This window comes from Alkalispirochaeta alkalica DSM 8900, assembly GCF_000373545.1.
Taxonomy (GTDB): domain Bacteria; phylum Spirochaetota; class Spirochaetia; order DSM-27196; family Alkalispirochaetaceae; genus Alkalispirochaeta; species Alkalispirochaeta alkalica.
In genome coordinates, this window is sequence record NZ_KB891692.1 from 168,714 (window position 1) to 188,948 (window position 20,235).

15 protein-coding genes are annotated in these 20,235 nt (G+C 63.5%); 8 read left to right on the forward strand and 7 right to left on the reverse strand.

Annotation, left to right across the window (positions count from 1 at the left end; all coding sequences use genetic code 11):
* Nucleotides 1-40 precede the first annotated feature (40 nt).
* The 5 genes from B071_RS0102305 to B071_RS0102325 form a co-directional block, all read right to left on the reverse strand.
* Complete coding sequence (locus B071_RS0102305; protein ID WP_018525489.1) at nt 41-1,144, reverse strand: ABC transporter ATP-binding protein; 1,104 nt, start codon at nt 1,142-1,144, stop codon at nt 41-43.
* The gene (locus B071_RS0102310; RefSeq protein ID WP_018525490.1) at nt 1,141-2,214 is read right to left on the reverse strand and encodes an ABC transporter ATP-binding protein; all 1,074 of its coding nucleotides are present in this window, start codon (nt 2,212-2,214) and stop codon (nt 1,141-1,143) included. The genes B071_RS0102305 and B071_RS0102310 overlap by 4 nt, the downstream gene beginning before the upstream one ends.
* 1 nt (nt 2,215) lies before the next feature.
* On the reverse strand, nt 2,216-3,115 hold the full coding sequence (locus B071_RS0102315; RefSeq protein WP_018525491.1) for an ABC transporter permease: 900 nt from the start codon (nt 3,113-3,115) through the stop codon (nt 2,216-2,218).
* Entirely contained in the window at nt 3,105-4,025 is a 921-nt protein-coding gene (locus B071_RS0102320; protein WP_018525492.1) for an ABC transporter permease, read from the reverse strand. Before B071_RS0102320 ends, B071_RS0102315 begins: the two co-directional genes overlap by 11 nt.
* A 76-nt stretch (nt 4,026-4,101) precedes the next feature.
* On the reverse strand, nt 4,102-5,649 hold the full coding sequence (locus B071_RS0102325; RefSeq protein WP_083914349.1) for an ABC transporter substrate-binding protein: 1,548 nt from the start codon (nt 5,647-5,649) through the stop codon (nt 4,102-4,104).
* Between the two features lie 195 nt (nt 5,650-5,844).
* On the opposite strand from B071_RS0102325, the gene B071_RS15430 reads away from it, so the two are divergent.
* Nucleotides 5,845-6,585, forward strand: coding sequence for an HAD family hydrolase (locus tag B071_RS15430; protein ID WP_018525494.1), 741 nt, complete (start codon nt 5,845-5,847; stop codon nt 6,583-6,585).
* 297 nt (nt 6,586-6,882) lie between these two features.
* Nucleotides 6,883-8,082 carry a tRNA nucleotidyltransferase/poly(A) polymerase-related protein gene (locus B071_RS15435; RefSeq protein WP_018525495.1) on the forward strand — a complete coding sequence of 400 codons (1,200 nt, stop codon included), beginning with the start codon at nt 6,883-6,885 and terminating at the stop codon, nt 8,080-8,082.
* Here the strand turns inward: B071_RS15435 and B071_RS15440 are convergent.
* Both B071_RS15440 and B071_RS0102350 read right to left on the reverse strand, forming a co-directional pair.
* Nucleotides 8,050-9,327, reverse strand: a complete 1,278-nt coding sequence (locus tag B071_RS15440) for a tetratricopeptide repeat protein (protein ID WP_018525496.1) — start codon at nt 9,325-9,327, stop codon at nt 8,050-8,052. The genes B071_RS15435 and B071_RS15440 overlap by 33 nt on opposite strands.
* Before the next feature lie 942 nt (nt 9,328-10,269).
* A complete protein-coding gene (locus B071_RS0102350; RefSeq protein WP_083914356.1) occupies nt 10,270-11,448 on the reverse strand; it encodes an RluA family pseudouridine synthase in 1,179 nt (392 codons plus the stop codon).
* Nucleotides 11,449-11,512: 64 nt separating this feature from the next.
* On the opposite strand from B071_RS0102350, the gene B071_RS0102355 reads away from it, so the two are divergent.
* The 6 genes from B071_RS0102355 to B071_RS0102390 all read left to right on the forward strand — a co-directional run bounded on the left by B071_RS0102355 (nt 11,513) and on the right by B071_RS0102390 (nt 20,193).
* Nucleotides 11,513-11,992: a divergent PAP2 family protein gene (locus B071_RS0102355; protein WP_245534036.1), complete on the forward strand. Its 480-nt coding sequence runs from the start codon at nt 11,513-11,515 to the stop codon at nt 11,990-11,992.
* A 1,920-nt stretch (nt 11,993-13,912) separates the two neighbouring features.
* Nucleotides 13,913-15,250: an RnfABCDGE type electron transport complex subunit C gene (locus B071_RS0102365; RefSeq protein ID WP_157702981.1), complete on the forward strand. Its 1,338-nt coding sequence runs from the start codon at nt 13,913-13,915 to the stop codon at nt 15,248-15,250.
* Between the two features lie 73 nt (nt 15,251-15,323).
* Entirely contained in the window at nt 15,324-16,328 is a 1,005-nt protein-coding gene (locus B071_RS0102370; RefSeq protein WP_018525502.1) for an RnfABCDGE type electron transport complex subunit D, read from the forward strand.
* Nucleotides 16,329-16,788: 460 nt separating this feature from the next.
* On the forward strand, nt 16,789-17,361 hold the full coding sequence (locus B071_RS0102380; RefSeq protein ID WP_018525504.1) for an Rnf-Nqr domain containing protein: 573 nt from the start codon (nt 16,789-16,791) through the stop codon (nt 17,359-17,361).
* Nucleotides 17,362-17,363: 2 nt separating this feature from the next.
* Nucleotides 17,364-17,960, forward strand: a complete 597-nt coding sequence (locus B071_RS0102385) for an Rnf-Nqr domain containing protein (RefSeq protein WP_040586988.1) — start codon at nt 17,364-17,366, stop codon at nt 17,958-17,960.
* Nucleotides 17,961-18,132: 172 nt separating this feature from the next.
* On the forward strand, nt 18,133-20,193 hold the full coding sequence (locus B071_RS0102390) for an alpha-amylase/4-alpha-glucanotransferase domain-containing protein (protein WP_018525506.1): 2,061 nt from the start codon (nt 18,133-18,135) through the stop codon (nt 20,191-20,193).
* Nucleotides 20,194-20,235: the final 42 nt, after the last annotated feature.

Consider the following 20,235-nt stretch of genomic DNA (forward strand, 5'->3'; position numbering starts at 1 on the left):
CAGCGAGGCGGGGAAACCCGGCCGGGCTGTACTCTCCCGGTCAGGGGAAGGTCCGGTCGGGCCCGCCCGTTGAGGCTTTGCGAAGGCTCGCCACGATCTCTTCCCCGGTCTGGCCAATTCGGGGACCCGTCGTGGGGTCGTCCACGTTGTGGCAGGCCACGGTGTGTTCGGGGCGGAGCTGTCGTGGCTGGGGAACCTCCCGGGAGCATCGGTCCGTTGCGAAGGGGCAACGTGTGGAAAAGACGCACCCCGGAGGGGGAGATGCGGGGCTCGGTACATCCCCCTTCAGCAGGAGCCGGGTTCGGGATTTTTCGATCTCCGGATCGGGGATCGGCACGGCCGACATCAGCGACTGGGTGTAGGGATGGAGCGGGTTCTGGAAGAGCTCGTCGTAGGTGGCGAGTTCCATGATCTTTCCCAGGTACATCACGGCGATGCGATGGGATATGTGACGGACCATGCTCAGGTCGTGGGCGATAAAAAGATAGGTCAGCCCCAGNTCCCGCTGGAGCCGGACCAGGAGGTTCACTACCTGGGCCTGGATCGCCACGTCCAGGGCTGATATCGGTTCATCGCAGACGACAAACTCCGGGTTCAGCGCCAGGGCGCGGGCAATACCTACGCGTTGTCGCTGNCCTCCCGAGAACTCGTGGGGAAACCGTTTCCCGTGGTCGGGGTCGAGCCCCACCATGTCCAGCAGATCGGCTACGCGGGTGCGGATCGCCCCGGGGGTCTCCCTGTTCTGGATCACCAGCGGTTCGGCGATGATCTTTGCCACGGAGTGGCGCGGGTTCAGCGACGAATAGGAGTCCTGAAAGATCATCTGCATTCTGGGGCGGGCGTGGCGAAGCTCCTCCCGGGAAAGGCCGGTGATGGAAACCCCGTCGATGGTGACCTCCCCTGCGGTGGGNTCGTAGAGNCGCAACATGCTCCTGCCGGTGGTGGATTTTCCACACCCGCTCTCTCCTACCAGCCCCAGGGTTTCTCCCCGGGGGATNTCGAAGGAAATATCATCCACGGCGCGGATCGCGCCCACGGGACGGCTGAAGATGACCCCCCGCTTGATGGGAAAATGTTGCTGGAGATGTTCTACCCGGACAAAGGCGTCCCCGGTTGTGGCTTGTGGTGTATCGTTGTGTCTCATGACCGTCCTTTCGAGGTGGCGGGGTTCTTTTCCCCGGGCGGGAGCTGNCGGGGTGCCTGCGTCTCCAGATCGTACCAGCAGGCGCTCTCGTGAGTCTGGTACCGGTCCCGGGGAAGCGCCGCAGGAAGATCTACGGGAAAGAGACGGGGCATCCAGGATCTACAGCGCTGGAACGCCCAGGGACAGCGCGGAGCGAAGGGACACTGCTGGGGCGGGGCGTAGAGATCGGGCGGGGTTCCCGTGATATCNACCAGCTCGGGGGTGTTCTCGTGGAGNTTGGGCAGGGCTCCCAGCAGCCCCACCGTGTAGGGGTGGCGGGGGTGCGAGTAGACCGGATCGGCCGGGCCNCNTTCGACCACGGTTCCTCCGTACATCACCATCACCCGGTCGGCGATCCCGGCCACAACGCCCAGGTCGTGGGATATCCAGATCACGGCGATTCCCCGTTCCTTGCCCAGGCGGTTCATGAGATCCACGATCTGGGCCTGGACCGTCACGTCCAGGGCGGTGGTGGGCTCGTCGGCGATGATGATGTCGGGATCGCAGGCGATGGCGATGGCGATCATCACCCGCTGGCGCATCCCCCCCGAGAACTGGTGGGGGTAGTTGCGATANCGCGCTTCGGGGTCGGGGATTCCCACCTGCTCGAGGAGCGAGAGCACCCGCTTCCGCGCGGCTGGTCCCGTGAGATCGGTATGCTGCTCCAGGGACTCCTCGATCTGTCTCCCGATCGTCATGAGGGGGTTCAGTGAACTCAGGGGGTCCTGGAAGACAAAGCCGATCCGGTTTCCCCGGACCCGGGCCATCTCCTTCCGGTTCAAAGTGAGCAGATCCATGTCGGTATCGCCCGTGCAGAAGCGGGCGGTGCCGGAAACGATCTTCCCCGGTGGTTCCGGGATGAGTCTCAGGAGGGACATCATGGAGACGCTCTTTCCGCTCCCGCTCTCACCCACCACCCCCAGGGTCTCGCCGGGGAAGAGGTCAAAGGAGACACCGTTCACGGCGTGGACTGTGCCGTCAACGGTGTCGAACTGGACCCGAAGGTCCTGGACGTGCAAGATTGGTTTCATATCAGGATGCGCTCCGTCGCATTTTGGGATCCAGGATATCTCTCAGCCAGTCACCCAGGAGGTTCATGCTGAGGGATGTTACAACGATGGCCAGCCCCGGAAAGGCCGCGATCCAGGGAGAAAACTGGATGTACTGACGTCCGGCAGCGAGCATGTTGCCCCAGCTGGGGATGCTCGGGGGGACGCTGAGGCCCAGAAAGCCCAGTCCTGCCTCGTAGAAGATCATTCCCGACATCTCGAAGGTGGCCACCGTGAGGAGCGGTCCCACCAGGTTGGGCAGGATATGATCCACCAGGATGCGGCCCCGGGTTGCGCCCAGGCTGATGGCCGATTCCACGTACCCCGACTGGCGGATTCGCANCACCTCNCCCCGGGTGATCCGGACAAAGAGCGGGGCGTTGGTAAACCCGAAGATCAGGATCACGTTCGTCAGGCTTCGCCCCAGCACCGAGGCTACCACCACCACCAGAAGAAGATAGGGGATCGCCAGAAAGAGGTTGGTCACCCCCATTATAATGTTATCCGTGAGTCCTCCGGTGTAGCCGGCGATCATTCCCAGGACCATTCCGATGGTTGCGGCGATCACAACGCCCAGAAATCCCACCGTCAGGGAGACCCGGGTTCCCACCATGATGCGGCTGAGCATGTCCCTGCCCAGGTTGTCCGTTCCCAGGGGGTATTCCCAGGTTCCTCCCTCCTGCCAGGCCGGGGGCAGACGGCTTGCCCGGAGATTTTGCTGGAGGGGGTCGTGGGGAACGATCCGTGGAGCCAGGGCTGCTGTGGTCAGGATCAGNGCAAAGAGGATGACTCCCGCCAGCCCTGCCTTGTCGCGGCAGATCAGTTTGAAAAAGCGTGCCACCGGTGATCGCAGACCGGTGTCGTCAAGGGTATTAATCTTCATAGCGAATCCTCGGGTCAATCAGCGCGTAGGCCACATCGGTGAGAAGGTTCAGGAGCACCACAAAGCCGGCGCTGAAGACGGCGATAGCCTGGACCAGGGGAAAATCCCGTGCCTGAACCGCTTCGTTTATCATCCGGCCGATTCCGGGCCAGGCAAAGATCGATTCAATATAGATGGAACCGCCCAGCATGTAGCCAAACTGAACCCCCACGATACTTACCAGGGTGATCGCCACGTTTCGGAAGATGTGGCGCGAGAGAATTTTCCGTTCCAGCAGCCCCTTGCTGTAGGCCGTTCTGATGTAGTCCTCGCTTTTTACTTCCAGAACCGCCGATCGTACCAGACGGGTGAACTTTCCCAGGGGGAAGAAGCCCAGGGCGATTGCGGGGAGCACCAGCGAACGGATCCCGTCCCTCCCGAAGGTGGGGAACCACTGGAGCTGCACNGAGAAATAGACGATGAGCATCAGGGCGAGCCAGAAATTGGGAACCGTTTGCCCTACCAGGCCGACTGCGCGGCAGAGGGTGTCCCAGATGCTCCCCGGGCGGGAGCCCCCGATGATGCCCAGGGGGATCGAGATCGCCAGGGCGAAGAGGAGTGCCGCCAGNGCCAGCTCCAGGGTTGCCGGGAGGCGGGCGATGACCAGGGGCATCGCCTGGGAGCGATAGTGAAGGGATCGTCCGAAATCACCCCGCAGGGCACCCCGCAGATAGGAAAAAAACTGGTGGTGCAGGGGTTCGTTGAATCCCATGGCCTCGCGGAAGACCTCAACCTCCTCGGGAGAGGCGTCCCGGGGCATCATGAGCCGCGCCGGGTCCCCCGTGAGGCGCACGATAAAAAAGACTAGAACCAGGACTCCGATCATGAGAAGGATCGACTGGACAAGCCTGGATAAAAGGTACCGTTGCATAGGTTCTCCTGAAATGGGGATAAGAAGGCCGGCCTCTCACGAGGCCGGCCGTGCCGGATCGTAGTATACTATGAGCCTAGCGAAGCGTGGTGAACATAAGGAAATAATCCTCGGCAGCCCGGGGCCGGTAGTCTACCACGTTATCCCGGGTCGCCTCGAAGGTTTCCGGCACGTAGAGGTAGATGAAGGGAGGGTCCTGGTACATATAGGAATGAAGATCCTTGTACAGTTGGGCCCGCTCGTTCTGATCGATCGTCACGGAGATGAGGTCCAGGTACCGGTCGATTTCGGGATCGCTCCAGGCGGAGAAGCTGGCGTCCCAGCCGTCGAGGGCTCCTCTCAGACGGGGCAGGGATTCTCCGGACCGCTCGGACCAGCTGTCGCCAAAGAGGGGAGGAAGCTGTTTTTCCCCTTCCAGATCCCAGAAGCGCCCCGATTCCATGATGTCCAGGTCGGCCCGGATGCCCACATCGGCCAGGTACCCCTGGACCGCTTCGGCGACCTGTTCAAAGTTGGTGTAGGCTCCGCTGGGAGCGGCGAAGCCGATGCTGAAGCCCTCGGGGTAGCCCGCCTCTGCCAGAAGTTGTCGGGCCTTGTCGGGATCGTAGGGGTAGGGCTCGATGGAGTGGTTGTACCCCAGGTTCGATTCGGTCATGAGCCCCGTGGCGAGTCTGGCCCGTCCTCCGAAGAGGCTGTCGATGATCGCCTGGCGGTCCACGGCGTAGTTCATGGCCCGTCGTACCCGGGCATCCTCGGTGGGCTCTCCCACGCCCGAGGTGAGGTTGTTGAAGGCGATGTAGAAGACCCGGTCGATGGGGTAGGTTACCACGGTTACGCCCGAGACGGACTCCAGCGCTTCGGCCTGTTCGTGGGTGAGGCGGCTGACGATATCAACCTGACCCGTCTGGATCGCCGCCATGCGGGTTGAGGCCTCGGGTATGGGGCGGTAGATTACGCGGTCCGCCTTGGGCAGGCCCATGCGCCAGTAGTCGGGGTTGCGTTCCAGGACGATCCGGTCCTCCCGAACCCACTCCACAAATTGAAAGGGCCCCGTTCCCACGGGAGCTTCGCCAAAGGCGTCGTCGCCCGCTTCTTCGGTGTAGAGGGGGGGGACGATGTTCCAGTGTTGGGCCATGACGCTCAAGAAGAGCGGATCCGGCTCCTCGGTGGTTATGCGCAGGGTGTACTCGTCGAGAGCTTCCACCACTTCTGCCCGGGCCCAGCGGTCGCTCCACTCCATGACGGGGCGTTTCCCCCGTTCCCAGGAGTAGACCACGGCCTGGGCGTTGAAGGGTTCGCCGTTGTGAAAGGTGACTCCCTCCCGCAGGTGAAAGATGTACTCCGTACCATCCTCCGAGACCTCCCAGGATTCGGCCAGGGCGGGCTCGATAATGTTGTCATCGTTGGCCCAGACCAGGCTGTCGAACATCTGCCACGCCACGTTCTGGGCGTTCCGCTCGGCGGCGATCGATGCGTCCAGGGAGTTGGGGAAGTTGGAAACCGCCACCCTGAGGGTGACGAGCTGGTCTGCTTCATCCTCCCGGGCCTGGCACCCCGCGATGATCACGGTTGCTGCCAGGGCAGCCATGATCGCTGTGGTAACCAATCGTGCTTTCGTTCTCATGTAATAACTCCTTTTATGAACACGGGTCTGCGAAATCAAGATAGGGACAAAGGCAAAGAGACGCCTTCTCTTTGCTGAAGCAATGCCCTATAATGCATTGAGTTCAAAGCATACCAGATCGGGGCGGGCGTGTTTAGCCCCCCCTTTCGGGTATAGTATGGACCGAAAATCGTCAATAATCCATGAGGAAAAATCATGAAAACCAGAGATGTTCGAGCTGTTCTCTTTGATAAGGACGGGACCCTTTTCGATTTCCGCAGGACCTGGATCCCCGTGATGGAGCGGGTTTCCCTGGATGTTTCCCGGGGAGATCGAGTGCTCTCGGAAGATCTTCTGCGCGCTGCCGGCTACGACCCCGGGGAGGATGTTTTTGCCCCCGATGGGCCGATTGCGGCGGGTAACGCCGGTGATATCGCCCGGGCCTGGCGTCCTCTGGCAGAGGGATTTTCTCTCGCGGAGCTCCAGGAACGTATCGATCGGGCCAGTTCGGACCTGGGGCCCGGGGCGTCCGTGCCGGTTTGTGATCTTTCCGCGCTGTTTGGGGAGCTCCGCCGCGCGGGTTATCCTCTGGGGTTGGCCACGAGTGATTCCGAGGCGGCGGCTCGGGCCACCCTGAAGAGGTTTGGGCTGGAATCGTTCTTTGTCAGGGTGGCGGGCTACGACAGTGGAGGGGCAAAGAAGCCCGATCCGGCGGTGGTGGAGGAGTTTGGCCGCGCTGCGGGGGTCTCTTCCGGTGCCGTGGCGGTGGTGGGTGATACCTGGCACGATCTGACCATGGGCAGGGATGCCGGAGCGGCGCTGGTTGTGGGGGTGCTTACGGGCGCTCTGGGCCGGGAAAGCCTCGAGGGAAGGTGTGATGTTGTCCTCGAGAGCATCGCTGGTCTTCCCTCGCTTCTGGGGTGCGGGGCGGGGAATCCCCCGGAGCAGGGAAAATAGTAAGGGTAATAAATATTTGGATATCGATTTATTTTCCGGTGTCGCGGGAGGTCTTGCGTCACGGGTGTAGCCTCCCGGCTCTTTCCTGTGGTACGATCAGGTTCATGATTGAACAATCCGGTGATCCTCGGGATGGCCTGCTCGCTCGGTGTTCTGGGCGAAGGCGGTTCCGGACGGCTGGTGCGAGCGGCAGAAAGAGAGTAGGGACGTCGGGGGCCAGCGCGAGCCCGGGCGATTGTGGCGAAGTCTGGTGCGGAGAATCACCGGAATTCCCTTCCCGAAAGGACTAGACGAACGGTGCGAAAACGTTACTCCCGTTCCCCCGAGGGGAAAATTATTCAGAGTGCCCTGATCTATACCGCTGCCGACCACGGCATTGATCCCAGGGGGATCGACCACGACGCGGTAAAGGTGGTGCGGAGGCTGCAGCAGCACGGCTACGAGGCGTATATCGTGGGAGGTGCCGTGCGGGACCTTCTGTTGGGCAAGAGCCCCAAGGATTTTGATGTTTCCTGTTCTGCCACGCCGGCCCAGATCCGCAAGATCTTCCGGAACAGCCGGGTGATCGGCAAGCGGTTCCGCCTGGTGCATATCCTTTTTCGGGACAAGATCATCGAGGTCTCTACTTTCCGCAGTTGCGAGGCCGAGGGGTTCAAGAACGTCTACGGTACGATCGAGGAGGACGTGCAGCGCCGCGACTTTACGGCCAACGCGCTCTTCCTGGATCCTCTCGATAACCGGGTGATCGATTACGTGGGCGGTGTGAAGCATATCCGCAAAAGGGTGCTCCAGCCGGTGATTCCCCTGTCGCGCATATTCCGGGAGGATCCGGTGCGAATCATTCGCGCCGTGAAGTACGCCCAGGCCGGGGGGCTCCGCCTTCCCTGGCGCGTGGTGCGGTCCATTCAGCGCGACCGGGCTCTGCTGGCCGATGTTCCCTCCAGCAGGATGACCGAGGAACTCTTCAAGATTCTTTCCACCGGTTCCGCTTCGGGGATCATCGGTGAGCTCCTGCGACTCGATGCGTTCCGCTATATCCTGCCCGTGCCGGCAGAGCTGGCCCGTTCGGACAAGCGCTATCGCCAGAAGTTTCTCGACCGTCTGGCGGCCCTGGACCGCGCACGGGAGACCTCGTCCGGTGAAGCGGACCGCCCCGGCGGATTGGACCGTAAGGATCTGCTCTGTTTCTTCTGTGCCGATTATCTGCTGGATTTCGGGCCCTTTGCCGATCAGCAGCGGATTCCCTTCCGCGAGGGCTACTACGCCATGAAGGAGTTCCTCCAGCCCGTCACCCCCGCAAACAGGGAGGTCGAGGCGGCCCTGCGGGAGATTTTCCGGAACAAGGGGCGACTCCTGCGGGAGGAACCGGCCGAGAGTGACGAGGACCGCCGCGCCGGCGGGAGAGGCCGACGACGAAGGCGCAGGCGGGGAGGCGGCAGTAATGGCGGCCGGGCTTCCTCGGGGTCAGGAGCTGCGTCGCCCGCGCCGAAGGCGTAGCAGCAGCTCCTCTGCCCGGTCCTGGTATTCCGGTTCCAGAAGCAGGGTCTCTTTCAGATACTCCTCGGCTTCTTCGGGGCGGTCGGCGGCGAAGGCCGTTACCGCCAGGGCGTAGAGGGTGGTGGCCCGGTCTGCTCCGCGATCGAGGGCGCGCTGGTAAAACTGCGCGGCCCTCCCGTAATCCCCCCGCTGGTAGTGAATCAGCCCCAGAAAATAGGGCGGCACGTAGTGAGTCTCCTCGATGAAGGCGGCCTGGGTGAAGCTTTCCTCGGCCTCTTCCAGATCCTGGCGGTGAAAGGCCGCTACCCCCGCCTCGACCCACCCCCGGAAGGTTTTTCGGGAACCGATGTAGTCCAGAAAGGCCTCCTTCAGCCGATCCTGCTCGGTCCAGCGAAAGGCGCTGCGGTAGACCCGGCGAATGTTCTCCTCCAGGCTGGCCTCCTCCGAGAGGGCGCTGATGCTGTCCCAGAGAATGCGGTTGATCTCGGGGTCCCCGGCGTTCAGGAGAAAGGATATCATCCCCCAGGCCTGGGGATAGAAGACCTCGCTCCGCTGGAGCACCTCATCGGGTGAGGCTGCCAGGATCTCCTCGAGGGTCATGGGGGCCCCTTCGGTGCGGCCCGCCAGNAGATTGTGCAGGACGTCGAGCCAGGCCAGGTTCTCCCGAAAACTGATGGTTCGGTACTCCTGATCGTATTGCACGGCCTCGAAGTGGAGGGCAAAGCCTTCCCTGATCCAGAGGGGCGGGTGTGGTACGAAGGCCCGAAAGAACTGGACAAAGCTCTGGTGAACCAGCGCGGGGGGGAGGTGCCTTGTCTCCGGGGTATCGGTGGTGGCGAGGCCCGCCAGGAGGTTCTCTGCGGGGTCGCTGTAGTGCAGGTAGACGAAGCGGTGATCGCCTCTTTCCAGGGATTCGGGGAGGAACCGGTCGAGATCCCGGCTGCTCCCGAAAAGCTCGACCCGGAAGGGNNTCTCCAGCGTTTCCAGGGGGAAGCGNAACTTCCTGTTGTAGAGGCCCAGGAGCGCTTCCAGGGTGTCTGCGACCTGCTCGGCCTCGTCCTGGCTGGTTTGGGAGATGACCAGATAGTGCTCGCTGCGGACCTGGTGGGGCCGACTGCTCCCGTGGGTCGGCGCGGGCAGGGCTCCGATCATGATGAGCAGGGAAAAGACCAGCACCAGCGGGGTCGCTGCGAAGGCTGGTGGTGTCTCTCTTCGGGCGGGTCGGTCGGTCATGGTTTCCTCCATATCCAGAACTGTCGGTATCCGGAATTATCGGTCCCTTTGCAGGGGATGTGTAGTTTCCCGGTCTCCCGGCTCCTTTAGTCTAGTGGGTGTCCGTTACGTTATCAATGATAATGTTCAGGGCGTCGATGATGATGCCCGTGAAGCGCTCCACGTGGTCCACGATGTACTGCTGCAGGCTGTAGATGCTCCCCTTGAGTTCCAGTCTGTAGGGGACTCGCAGGTGAACGTCGATGCGGTACCCCCGGTGATCGGTGCTGATGCTCACCCGCCGCACGCTCAGGCCCGGGGTTTTTTCGGCTACGCAGTGCATGATCATCTGGGTGAGAGCCGCCTCGCTGATNGTGACCGTTCCCTTGGTGCTGAAGGAGGGGCGGACTACGGTTTTTTCGTAGGTTTTGTCGCGCTGCACCAGCCCCAGTCCCCGTTTCCAGATGACCTTGATCGAGTCGCCCATGATTTTGGGGTAGTTCCGGCGCACTTCGATGGAGGGAACCGGTATCACGTGCCGCCCCGAGGCGGTCCGGTGGGTGATGGCCGTGCGGATTTCCTCGGCCGTGGCGATCTCCTCTATTCTGATGATCCGCTTGGGTTCGGGGATCTTCAGGGCGCTGCAGATCTTGTAGATCATTCGATCCGATGTGCCCAGGACGAGGATTTTCCTGAATTTTGATTTCTCGATGGCGTGTCGTACGGCCCGCCGATGGGCCCGCTCGGTAAAGAGGGCGGTCCGGACCGCCGCCATGTAGGCGTCCTCGCGCTTTGCCGATTTGCCGGCCACGATCCGCTGGTCCTCGATCAGGAGTCCGTCGTCTACGAGGAGGTTAATGCCGTATTTTTCCATGACCAGCCGGGCCCGGAAGCTTTTGCCGGTGCCGCTTTTTCCCACCAGGGCGTAGACCTGAAGACCCCGCACGAACCAGAAGAGGGTAAAGAAGAGTTGCCTCATGGTTCTATTGTATCGCTCCGGGATGAGCCGGCACAACCTCTGGAGGCCAGGGTATCGGCCCGGGCCAGGAATTGTTCCGTGTCTCCGAAGGTTTTGGCCAGGTGGCGGGTCACCTCCGGGGGGAGGGGGGCNCGCCAGGAGGCGATCGCGGGGATGATCAGGGTTCGGGCGTGGAGAATGTAGCCGGGGTCGTATCTGTCGGGACCCTGGGGGGAGCTCCGGTAGGGGCCGGCGCTGCTGCCGGTGTTTCGGTTGCTGCCCTGGCTGGAGCCCCGGCTACTGNCCCGGCTACTGTCCCGGCTGGTAGTTCCGGCGCGCCGGTCNGGGGGCTGGTACTTTCGGTCGCCCTCCAGGGGGTATCCTGCGGCGGCGCAGTGGCACCTGATCTGGTGGGTTCTTCCGGTGTGGGGAATCGCTGCCGCCAGAGTGGAACGCGAGCCCCAGGCCAGGGGGATCACTTCGGTTTGTGCGGGGGCGTAGCGGAGCGGCTCTTCTCCGGAGTGGTCCGGGGCAGATCCCCGGGGATAGGCCTTTCGCTTTCCGTTCAGGTAGCACAGGGGCAGGTCTATCAGGAGCGGCTCGGCCAGGTTCCCCTCCAGGACCGTGAGATAGAGCTTGATCACCCCNTCGGGGGTCTGAAAGGCCTGGCTGAGTTCCCGGGCCCCCCGGGTCGAGAGGGCGAAGAGCTGCACGCCCGTGGTGTTGCGGTCGAGCCGGTGGACCGGCCCGGGGCGAAAGCTGAGACTCTCCTTCCACCATCCCCGGGCGCGGGCAACCTCCCGGACGATCTGGTCCAGCGATTCCTGACCCGGGGAACTCTGGCCCTGGGANAGGAGGCCCCGGGGTTTTGNCAGGGCGATCCGGTGGGGTGTTTGCTCCAGGATGAGGATCTCCCGGGATCCGGCGATGATCCGGTCCCCCTCCAGCCGGGGCGACCCGCTGGNGCGGGGAGGTTCCCCCCGGGGCTCCCCGGCGGGTGCTTCCCAGGAGGGGGTGGTGATGATGTCGCCCTCCTGGAGACGGCTGTTGTGGCGGTAGCGTTTGCCGTTCACCCGTACCGATCCCTGCCGGACCGCTCGGGCCAGGGCGCCCGGGGGCACGTGGGGGAAGGCTTTCCGCAGGACCCGGTCCAGCCTCCTCTGGTGATCGTCGTCTCTCACTGCGAGGGTTCTCATGGGGCGATTGTAGCCGCTTCGGGCAGACTTGACAAAGGGCAGATACAGCGGTGAAACTCTTCCGGTGCGTAATCCGTCATTGCACTACCTCTACGATCTCGTTTCGAGCCGGATCTTCCTTGCGGGATTTTTCAGCTGGTTTCTCGCGCAGTTTCTGAAAATGGTAATCGATTACGGTCGGGGAAAAACCCGGGGGTCCCGGGATATGGTGGCGGTCTTTATCTGGAAGACCGGCGGAATGCCTTCGAGCCATTCTGCCCTGGTGACGGGGCTGGCCACGGCGATCGGTTTTTCCCAGGGGGCCCATTCCCCGCTCTTCGTTTTCGCGCTCTTCTACGGGGGGCTCACCATTCGCGATGCTCTGGGTGTGCGCCGCTCCTCGGGCCTTCAGGCCCAGGCCCTGAACCGTCTGGGACGGCAGGTGTCGGAAAAACTGGACGTCCCCTTCTCGCCGGTGAAGGAGGTGAGTGGCCACACCCTCTCCGAGGTCTGTGTGGGGGCGCTCCTGGGGTTTGTTATCGCCACAGGGTTCGTTCTCCTTTGATATGGCCCGTCCTAGCATGGCCTCTTCCGGCACGCCCCGATCAAGCACGCCCCGGTTTTGCTCCACCCGACCTGATACCACCCGGCCTGACACCACCTGGTCTGACACGGTCCGATTCAGGCTGGTCCACCAGGGAGCCCCCCGACGCGGGGTGATCCGGATTCTCCTGGTAACGTTCCTGATTCTGCTCCTCTCGGCGGCGATGATGCGGACTTCTCCCGGCGATACGCACGCCATGGCTACTCCCTGGCGGTCCTTCGAGGTTCTCCTGGTTCCGGAAGGGCAAGACCTCCAGGAGGTGCGGGAGCGCCTTCTGGCTGCGGGAAAGCCTCCGCTGGACCGCTATACCGCCACGGTGGAGGTGGAGGACTTTTTCAAGAAGAGTCAGGTTCCGGTGGCAGAGCTGGCCACCCGCTTCGACACAGGCGATCCCCGTTTTGATCCGTTTATGAGGGCCCTGCCCGACCTCTTCCGGGGGAGCCTCGATGGAGAGCCTCTGGAGCTGGTCTTTCTTCCCTCCGGGGATTCTTCTCCCCGAGGGAGCCAGGAAGCGGGCGATTCAGGGGAGGGGGGGGAGCGTCCCCGGGGCGACCGGTTCGGGGAACATCGCTCCAGGGAAGATCGTTTCAGGGCAAGAAAAGAAATTATGGATGTCCTTGAGGGGCTTCCCGTGGAGATCGCCGGTGCCGGCCGCGCGCCATCCCCCCTCGCGGGCCTGCCCTCGGTGCTGGTTTCCCTGGCGGCGCTGGTATTTGTTCGCCGGCGCTGGTGGCCCGTGGTGCTGGCAGGGGGGGTGACCGTTCTGCACGGTCTCGGGGCCGGTCCCGTGGAGGAGGCCGGTGCGGTGCTCCTCTTCCTCGCCTGGACGGTGTGGCAGGACCGGGCGTTTCCACGGGAGGAGGAGTGGTTCTATTACGGGGTTTCTCCGGTCAGGGACGGGGCGTTTCTCCGTCTCTCCCTGGCGGCGATCCTGGCGGGGCTGATCGCGACGGCCGTGACCCTTGGCAGGTATCGTGCTACCGGGGCCGGGCTGTCGTTTCTTCTCTTTTTTCTCGCGCTGGGCTTTGTGTGGCTCCTGGCATTTTTTGTCGGGGCCTGGAGGGGTGCGCGGCGGGAGCATCCGGTTTTTATTCCCCGGCCGATCCTGCCCGGACGGGGCGCGCCCCGTGGGGTGGCGCTTCGGGTGACGGCGGGGGGTGTTATTCTTCTCGCTCTGGCGGGGCCCCTGATCCTCCCNGTGCTGGATGGGGCCGGGAGATTTTCCCCCCCGGCCGGTTCGCTCCTGGGGAATTCCCTCTTTGCCGGGCAGGTGCGGTCTCCCCGGGAGGGGGCGCTGGTTATCCCCGTTCCCTCCCAGCTTCCGGGAGGGACGGAGGGGATCTCTTGGGGTGACTCGGGGAACGATCAGAATCTGGTCTGGGCGTGGCAGGTCTTCGCTCTGGCGCAGGAGTTTCCTCCCGGGGAGTATCCTCTCTCCGTGGCGGGGTATTTGGCCCACCGCCGGTACCAGCAGTCGCTGCTCTACGGGGGGGATTTTTCGGTGCCCGAGCCGGGGGACCGGATCGAGATCACCCGTTTCACCCGGGAGGGGGGGCGCGTTCTCGATTTTTCCGAGACCAGGCTTGTCTTCGATCAGAGCTGGCTCGAGGCACAACGGGTGCCTCCTGCCCGGTCGGTGTACGGGCTTTTTACCCTGGAGGGGCCGCAGACGGTGATCGCTCCCCGGGAGCTGACGCTCCGTCCCGTCCCCCACGATCGGGCGGGGTGGGCTTTTCTTGCCTTTCTTGCGGGACTGGCCGTTCTTGTGTGCGGTATGCGCTTGCCCTACGGGAGTCGGCTTGGTACGGTTGGGCTCGCCCTGCGGAACCCGGAATAGACGCTATGGATTCTGGCGGTACCGGGGTATCGGGGAATGGAGGAATGACTATCAGGGGGTTCGCCATCAGAAGGAACGGGATCGGTGGAATTCGTCCGCTACGGGAAGAGCGGCAACTGGAAGGGGGGTTCTGGAACGCCGCGGTACCGGCGGTATGCGTGGTTCCCCTGCAACAGCACGCGGGTAGCCTGGTTTCTCCCCTGGTGCGCCGGGGGGACCTGGTGCGGGAGGAGATGCTCCTCGCCGACGGCTCGGGGCGGTTCGCGCTTCCCGTGCACGCTCCCGTTCCCGGTCGGGTCGCTACGGTGGGCACGACGGAGCTCCTGGACGGTACCAGGAGCCTCGCCGTGCAGATCGATTTGTCGGGGGAGTTCGACCGTCTGGGTCGACAGCGGGAGGGGTCGCCCTGGGAAGATCTGGAGCCCCGGGAGCTGACGTCTCTCGTGCGGAGCGCCGGTATTATCCTGGGGGGACGTTCTCCCGTGCCGCTTCATCTCTACCTGCAGCGGGGTAGGGACGTGGAGCCCCCCGTGGTGGTTCTCGACATGGCCGAGACCGAGCCCTATCTTACGGCGGGGAGGGAGATCACCCTGCGCTATCCCCTGGAGGTCTTCACGGGGTTGCAGATCGCCGCCAGGATCGCCCGAACCGGGGAGTGTCACGTTGTGGCCGTCCGGGGTGATCGCGGCGCGTACCGGGCCGTGCGCCGGGCCGGTTCCGGGACGTCCTGGAAGCGAACTGTCCGGTTTCATCGCGTGGCCCGGCGGTACCCGGCGAACCTCCACGACCAGCTGTACCGGAGGGTCTTCTCTCCCCGGGANGTCCGCGACCAGGTGCGGGATCTGCTGGTGATCGATCCTGCCGCAGCGCTGGCTCTCTACGAGGCGGTGGTTCTGGGAAAACCCCAGACAGACCAGATCGTGGCCGTCGGGGGAGGGGCTGTGGAGCGGCCTGCCCACGTGCGGGTGAAGGTGGGAACTCCTATTGCCGATATACTTGCCGAGTGTGGCGGGCTCAGGAGCGAGCCCGCCAGGATCATCGCCGGAGGGCCTCTCACGGGCAGGGTTGTCCGCAATATCGAGGCGCCGCTCCCGAAGGGGGTCCCGGCGCTTCTGGCCCTGACCGGGGAAGATGTCCGGGCCGGTGTGGAGATGCCCTGCCTCTCCTGCGGGGCCTGTCTGCGGGCCTGTCCGGCGGGAATTTTCCCGATTCAGGTATGCAACGGCCTTGCCGGGGAGGCTCCGGCGGAGGTGGAGGCCGATCTGGAGCGGTGCGTCGAATGCGGTCTCTGTGCCCACGTCTGCCCTTCCCGGATTCCCCTGGTAGAGCGGTTGCGGCGCGGCAAGATCGCGCTGCGCAGGGGACAGCGAGAGAAGGCATGATGGTCAGAAACAAGGGAAGTATGAAAGGCAGAATCCTGCCGGGAATCCGGCAGGGAGCAGCAGAGGGGTTATTATGAGCGATAAGGCAGGTGCGCCGGCCGCAGCAGGGCTTCCGCAGTTTCCTCATTCCTTCCGGTATCTCACCGTGCACGGTCTCTACTGGAGGCTCTCCGTGGCGGCCTTTATCCCCGTTGCTGCGGGGGTGATGCGGGNAGGGCTTCCGGCGCTGATCCTGGTGGTGGCCGCCGTGACGGGGGCCGTGCTGGCCGATTTGCTCGCGGCGGCGCTCCTCTCGGGCCAGCCGACCCTTCCCTCGGAGGGGCGGTCGGTGTATCTGGGGCTGGTGGTGGCTGCGCTCCTGCCCGTTTCGGTGGACCCCGTGATCGCGACCCTGGCCTCGCTTCTCACGGTNTTTGCCGGNGTCTGGCTCTTCGGCGGGCCGGGCCGCTACTGGATGCACCCGGCCCTGGTGGGGATCGCCCTGGCGGGTGCCCTGATTCCCGGGACGGGTGTGATCCTCGAGGCGGGCGGATCGGGGATCTTCTCCTTTTTCCCGGGGCTGATCTCCCGGGTGGTGCCCTCGCTGGAGCAGGTTCTGCTGGAGCCCCTGGGCGTCAGGGTTCCTGGCGAGGCCTGGAGTCTCGTTCTGGGAGAAACGGCGCTTCACGGGTCTTCCCTGACGGCCGGCCTGGTCTGGCCCTCCCTGCTGGGGGCGATGATCGTCTTTGGTGAGGATCTTTCCCCTGTGGTCACCTCTCTGCTCTTCCTGGTTTCCTATCTGGGGCTGGTATGGCTCCTGGGGGGGCTCCCCCAGGGAGAGGGGNTGGNCGGGGGCGATCCGCTCCAGGCGCTCTTCATGACCAACGCGGTCTTCGTCCTTGTCTTTCTGCTGGCGGACCCCGGGAGCAGGCCCGCTTCCTGGGGGGGGATGGCCTTCTTCGGCGTGCTGGCGGGGGCGCTTGCGGCGCTCTTCTGGATCTCCCGGCAGGTGGCGATCCCCGCAACGGCATCGATCTTTATCGCCGGTTTCTTTGTTCCCCTCGTGGACAATCTGGTGTGCAGGGTGAGGCGGCGGTGAGAGAGTCGCTGGAACGAACGGGAAAGGCGCTGGCCCTGGTTCTGGGGACAGCCCTGGTTGTGGTGGTTGCCNATCTCGCTCTGGAGCCTGGAGTTGCCCGGGTTCAGGCCCGGGCGCTGGCCCGGGCTCTCCAGGAGGTCTCCGNCGGTGCTGATCGGGCAACACCAGGGGTGACTCTGGAGGGCCGGGAGTATTGGGATGTGCCTTCCACGGGAGGGGTGGTGATTCGCGCCGCAGCGCGGGGATATCAGTCCCGAATGGATCTTCTTCTGTATCTTCGGGAGGATCTGTCCCTGGAACGGTTTCTGGTTTTCCGGGGCTACGAGGGGCCCTATCTGGAGCACCGCCTCTCCCGGGGGACTCTGGACGGGCTGACTGGAGCAACCTGGACACGGCGCGCCATCGAGCAGGCGTTGCTGCTCGCCCGGCAGGATATCGTCCGGACAAGAGAGGCTATGGAATGAACCGAGATATTGTACGAGGGATAGCCGAGGGCAACCCGCTCTGGGTGACCCCTCTGGCCCTGCCCATCGCCCTGTTTGCGAGCCAGTCCTGGTATATGACGGCTCTCTTTGCCCTGGCGGTCCCGCTTCTGGTGGTTCTTACCCACGCGCTCGCGGCATTCCTCGAGCGCTGGTTTCCTCCTGATTATTCGTTTCTGGTGGTTTTGCTCACGGGAGGAACCTTGATCTCCCTGACCGAGCTGGGGCTCGCTCTGGCCGGTATTGTCTTGCCCACCCGGGGGCTGTATCTGTTCCGATCCATCGCTGTCTCGGGGGTGATGCTCTGGCCGGTGCGGGAGGGGCGGCGCCGGGAAGAGTCTGCCACGGAGCGAATCTCCCGGGCGACGGGTCTGGCCGTGGGTTTTCTCCTGGGGCTTGTGATATTATCGGTTATGCGTATTCCCGTTATCCAGGGGGGCTTCAAGCCCGCTCACTCGGTCGCGTTTGGTCTTTTTCTGCTCGCCCTGGGGCGCATTGTGGTAAATAAAGTGTCGGTTCGGGGGAACTCCCCGGAGAAGGAGAGAGGGTGACGATGCGATTTGGAGCCTTGCTGCTGACCGCAGCGGTGGCGCAGAACGTTGTGCTGGTTCATTTTCTGGCGCCCTGGCCCCTGCCCGAGCTGGTTCGATCGGTTCGTCAGAGTTTTCTCTTCTCCCTGGCCATAACCTTTGCTCTGGTGTGGGTCTCCCTGATCTACGGGGTTCTCTTCAGGTTTGTGCTGGTTCCCCTCTCCCTGGAGTATCTGGCAACGCTCGCTCTCTTGGGGGTGCTGGCCTTTTCGTCCAGCGCGGGGCTCGCCCTGGTGTCGTGGGTGGCTCCCTTTTCGCGGGAGCGCTGGTGCCGGGCTCTTCCGGTGGTCTTTTTCAACAGTACGCTTTTTGTAGTTCCCATGGCGATCGCCGCCGAGGTTGATTCTCTCCGGCTGATGCCCGCTGTGGCTGCGGCGGCGGGGGTGGGGCTTCTGTGTGCGCTGGTGCCCGTCGCTGCTGTGGCGGATCGCCTCAGGAGACTGCGCCTTCCCCGGGTCTTGCGGGGAGAGGTGGTGGTGCTCCTGGCCGTGGCGGCCTTTGCCCTGGCGCTTCAGCAGATCGATGGTCTTCTGGCGTCCTTTGTACATCCCCTGTGGTGAGGGCGCTGTGTCCGGTGCCCCCCGGATGCGCGGGCACCGGCCGGTTTGTGGTGCGCGGGGTTCCCGGTGTGGCCGGGGTGCACGGTATCGTCGGGGTACGAGATCTGGTTGGGTTGCACGGTCTGGTTGGGTTGCACGGTAAAGGAGGAGAGAGTACACTTCGCTCGATGTTATGAGCTCGATCAACCTCATTCTTGGTTCCCATAATAGCCAGATCCTCGATCTCTCCGAGGCCGACCAGAGGGCGCAGTACGAGTACGGCATCAAGCCCTTTCTGAAGCTCCTCTACAACAGGAGAGATCTGAACTTTACACTCTATTACTCGGGGCTTCTTCTGGAGTGGCTGGAGAAGCATCACTCCGAGTTTGTCGATGTCCTGATGGAGATGGTTCGGCGGAAGCAGGTAGAGCTCCTGGGAGGGGCCTTCTTCGAACCGCTCTTGCCCCTGATTCCCAAGACGGACAGGATCGGCCAGATCGAGCGGATGACCACGCACGTGCGCAAGTGTTTTGGCCGACGACCCCGGGGAGCCTGGGTACCCGAGAGCGTCTGGGACCAGCGTATCGCCGCCAGTCTGAACACGGGAGGGCTCGATTATGTGCTCCTGCGGGAATCGGTCTTCGGCGGGGCGCTCCCCCCGGAGAAGCAGTTCTGGCCCGTCCTCACCGAGGATCAGGGAAAGACCCTGATCGTCCTTCCCGTGGCCCACGGCATGAGCGAGACCCTCTTTCAGCAGACTCCCGAGCAGGTGATCGCCTTCCTGAAGGGGGTGCGCGAGGCCAACCCCGTCAGGAAGGGGGCCGGCGGTTCTGCCCTGAAGCCCCTGGTGGCCCTCATGTTCGACGGGATCCGGGCGGGGTATACTCCCGACCAGTCAGCCTCTGCCATGGTCTGGTACGAGCGGTTCCTGGATCTGGTCACGGCAAACCGGGACTGGATACACGTGGATGTGCCGGGTCGGATCCTCCAGAACGAGCGGCCCGTGGACCGGGCCTACGCCCCGGCCAGCACCGTGGCGGCTCTCATGGACTGGTTGCCGAAGCTCACCCCCGGTGAGCACGGTCAGGAAGGGACGGTCCAGGAGGAAGTTGTCCAGGCCGGCGCCGTAAAAGAGGAGAGCGCTCTCCGGGCAGAGCAGAGCAGTTTCCGCTCGATCATGGAGATGTATCCCGAGAGCGCGCGCCTCTACGCCCGGATGCAGCACACCCATGTGCTGGTAAACCAGATTCGGGGGGACAAGTACCGGAAGATGACGGCCCGCGAGGAGCTGTGGCGCGGGCAGAGCCATTTTGCCTATTGGCCCAACAACTCCGGGGGAATATACCGGGCAAACCTGCGAAAAGCCACCTATGCGGCGCTGATTGAGGCGGAGAAGACGACCCGGGAGCGGGGAATCTTCATTCCCGCCATCTCCCGGGTCGATGTTGATCTCGACGGCCGCGAAGAGGTGCTGTACCAGGGGAACGAGATAAACGCCTACCTTCACCGTTTTGGGGCCCGCCTCTTCGAGCTGGACTGGATCAGCAGGAACTGGAACTACCTCGATACCTTCCAGCGGTGTCCCGAGGATTTTCACGACGAGGCCACCGTAACGGCGGGGTACGATCGCTGGCCCAGGGCCGGCTTTGTGGATCATCTTCTGCTGCCCGAGAACAGGGCCTCGCAGTTCGCCCGGGGAGACCGGCGGTCGCTCTGCGACATCTCCTCTCTGGAGTACCGGATCGCTTCCCTGGACAAGGACCACAACGCCGTGACCTTCCTGGGAACCTGCCGGACGGAAGATACCCTGGTAGAGTTAACCCTGCAAAAGCGGTACCGGTTCATAAAGAACCGTATCGAGGTGGAGTACGAGATCGAAAACACCGGGATGGAGACGCTCGAGGCGGCCTTTGCCGTGGAGCTTAATCTCTCCTTCCATTCCCTGGAGGTGGACAGCCTCCGGTTGCACGTGCGTCAGGGGAGGCTGCGGCAGGAGATCGCCCCCGATATGACCGAGCTCCAGGGGGTATCGGATATCCAGTTCCACGATCTGCGGAACAGCACACGAATCCAGGTTAATCCCTCGGAACGGCCCGATCTGTGGAGCTTCCCCGTGGAAGCCGTGGGTCTCCTGGGTGATCGGCTCCACTGGTTCTACCAGTCGAACTGCAGCGTCTTCCGCTGGCCCCTGAACCTTTCCCCCGGTGAGTCCCGGAGGATTTCCCTTTCCATGAAGATCGAACAGAACCGCTAGCGCCCCCGGAGCGTGTCCCCGGAGCCCCGGGGAGTCAGGTCC

Bases quoted from the DNA above. Each gene is read 5' to 3' on its own strand.
- B071_RS0102325 (WP_083914349.1), bottom strand. From the start codon at position 5,649: ATGAGAACGAAAGCACGATTGGTTACCACAGCGATCATGGCTGCCCTG.
- B071_RS15430 (WP_018525494.1), top strand. From the start codon at position 5,845: ATGAAAACCAGAGATGTTCGAGCTGTTCTCTTTGATAAGGACGGGACC.
- B071_RS0102380 (WP_018525504.1), top strand. From the start codon at position 16,789: ATGAACCGAGATATTGTACGAGGGATAGCCGAGGGCAACCCGCTCTGG.
- B071_RS0102385 (WP_040586988.1), top strand. From the start codon at position 17,364: ATGCGATTTGGAGCCTTGCTGCTGACCGCAGCGGTGGCGCAGAACGTT.
- B071_RS0102390 (WP_018525506.1), top strand. From the start codon at position 18,133: ATGAGCTCGATCAACCTCATTCTTGGTTCCCATAATAGCCAGATCCTC.